This window comes from Bacillus sanguinis (assembly GCF_018332475.1).
Classification (GTDB): Bacteria; Bacillota; Bacilli; order Bacillales; family Bacillaceae_G; genus Bacillus_A; species Bacillus_A sanguinis.
Genome location: NZ_BOQB01000380.1, coordinates 1 through 2592, shown reverse-complemented (window position 1 = coordinate 2592; position 2592 = coordinate 1). Strand labels below are relative to the sequence as shown.

Annotated in this window: 2 protein-coding genes; one reads left to right on the top strand and one right to left on the bottom strand. The window is 32.8% G+C overall.

Going from position 1 to position 2592, the window contains the following annotated elements; genetic code table 11:
* Positions 1–215: 215 nt before the first annotated feature.
* Positions 216–1463, top strand: a complete 1248-nt coding sequence (locus tag KI369_RS26460; protein WP_212958471.1) for a DUF4153 domain-containing protein — start codon at positions 216–218, stop codon at positions 1461–1463.
* A gap of 123 nt (positions 1464–1586) precedes the next feature.
* On the opposite strand, the gene KI369_RS26455 is transcribed toward KI369_RS26460, so the two are convergent.
* Positions 1587–2555 carry an arsenic resistance protein gene (locus KI369_RS26455; RefSeq protein ID WP_212958469.1) on the bottom strand — a complete coding sequence of 323 codons (969 nt, stop codon included), beginning with the start codon at positions 2553–2555 and terminating at the stop codon, positions 1587–1589.
* Between the last annotated feature and the right edge of the window lie 37 nt (positions 2556–2592).

Genomic DNA, 2592 nt, shown 5'->3' with positions numbered 1-2592 from the left:
CACTTAAAAAAGTCTATTCTATAGGATATTTTTTTGAATAAGTAGTACTATTTATTTTTATTTAAAATAAAATATACAATAAAAAAATCTTTATAATTGATAATTATTTATTGTAAAACAATAAATTTTGTATTAAAATCAATATCATGATAAATCAGTGAGGTGCTTTTTATAGAAAGGTAACAACGCTGTTTTTTATTAGAGGAGGTAAAACTATGAACAATCTCAATTTGATTATTGAAAATATGGATAACCCTCATGAGTTGGAGAGAATGTATAGAAAAGACCCGAAAGCTTTTAAAAAGTCATTCTCACAAGCATGGGATGAAAACCCTGATTCTCAGGTGCTAGCTGCTTGGTATGAAAGATTGCATTTCAAGGAGACGGCAAGTAAAGAAAAAATATCACTGTTTCAAAAAGGTTTCTTATTCATGGGCATGTTAGCTATTTTAGCAGGGCTAAGCACTAGAATCATTTTCCACTTTGTTGAGCAGGAAGCAATTGCTCCAATTAACTTGGCTTTTGGTGTAATTCCCTGTATTGCTGCTTATTTTATTTACAATAATACTCCGAAAAAAAGTATTATTTATTTCCTTGCAGCGTTGTTCTTAATTGCCGGATTTTATCTTAATATGTTGCCATTAAATTATAAAGACAGCAGTATCCTTGCGTACTTACATCTTCCTATATTGTTATGGGTCTTATTGGGACTTGCGTTTACGGGAAATGAATATTCAAAAGGCAGTACAAGATTAGCGTATATTAAATTTAATTTAGAATATGGTCTTCTCTACGCGAGCATGGCAGTGAGCGGAATGATACTAGCATTACTCACAATGCGATTATTTAGCTTTGTTGACTTGGATATAGGAGAGTTCTATTTTAGTAATGTTGTTTTATTTGGAGCTGCCGCTCTCGCTGTAGTGGCTGCATACTTAGTATCATTGAATCTTAAACTTGCTAAAAATATTACACCATACATATCTAAAATTTTTAGTCCGCTTGTCTTGATCACATTGTTTATCTATCTTATAACGGTAATTTGGGTCGGGAAAAATCCATTCTTGGACCGCAATTTCCTAATGGCCTTCAACGGAATACTCCTTGGTGTATTGGCTGTTACTATATTTTCTATCGTTGAGAGTGATTCAGACGAGAAAAAGAGCATTTCAGATTATATAAATTTTGCCTTAATTGTTTTGGCACTTATTATTGATACTGTCGCATTGTCAGCCATCGTATTCAGGCTTTCTTCTTACGGTATTACACCTAATAGACTTGCTGTTTTAGGCGTAAACATACTGATCTGGGCAAATTTAATTTGGATTATGTTTTCCTATATGCGTTTCTTACAAAGCAAATCAGGACCAACAGCTATCCAAGATGCCGTTACGAAGTATTTACCAATTTACGGACTTTGGGCAGCTTTCGTTATATTTACGTTTCCTTTAATTTTTAATTAGAAAGGAACTGTTAATGTAACGACAAATTAATTCTTCTATAACGTATAAAATGCTTAGAGCCGATAATGATCGTTCATTATATAATTTCTCGACAATAAAAAACGTCCTATGGCAGGACGTTTTTTATTGTGTATATTGCTGCTTCTTCTTAATAAGTAATAACACTTGTGAAACACAAGCAAGAACTGGTAACTCAATTAACGGCCCAATAACGAGTGCAAGTGCAATAAGAGGTTCGTCTGGAAAAGCGGTTACAGCAATAGCAAGAGCAACAGGTGAGTTTCTTGCTAACGTTGTTAAGTTTAAACTTACTGTATCTTTATAAGATAAACGCATAACGCGCCCGATAAATTGTCCTAGTGCAAAATTAATGATGAAGAACAATAGAACAGGAATGAGTAATAATAAAACGACATTCATATTTTGTAGTAAATATTTACCTTGTGATGCAAACATCGCTACGATTGCTAAGCTTAAAAATACAATTTGCGCAGAGCTGAAAAACGGAATGAGTTTATTCTCGAGTGTTTCAGCTTTTTTCAGTTTATTCATAATGAATTTTGTAGCGTGTGCAAGTAAAAATGGTAAGACGATTACGATAACAATACTTTCTACTAAAACAGAAACCGATACAGTCTTCATAACACCAGCGAATAAAAATAAATAAATGGGAAGTAGTAGTACTTGCAAAATTAAATTTACTGGTAAAATCGCTGTAGAAAGTGCTACATTACCTTTTGCTATTTCAGTAAAGATTAAGTACCAATCTGTACATGGAGTAACCATTAGCATTATAAATCCAACCCAAAGTGCTGGCTGATCTGAAAGAAATAGTGCTCCTAATCCCCAAGCGAGTAAAGGTGTCCATAAGAAGTTAATAGTAAGACTTGTTCCAGCAAATTTTAAATTGCGAAATCCGTTTTTTATTTCTTTTAATGGGATGCTGAGGAATAATCCATATAGCATGAAAAATAAGAAGGGAACAATAAATTTGTCTGCATACATATGTATGAAATTAAATTGTCCGAGTACGATGCCGCATGTAACAGCAAAAAGAATAATAAAAGTTTGAATCTTTTCTATAGTGCTCATGAATAAATCCTTTCTAAATATGAATTTTCCTCTCTAA

Coding starts and splice junctions, on each gene's coding strand:
- KI369_RS26460 (WP_212958471.1), top strand. CDS start 216: ATGAACAATCTCAATTTGATTATTGAAAATATGGATAACCCTCATGAG.
- KI369_RS26455 (WP_212958469.1), bottom strand. CDS start 2,555: ATGAGCACTATAGAAAAGATTCAAACTTTTATTATTCTTTTTGCTGTT.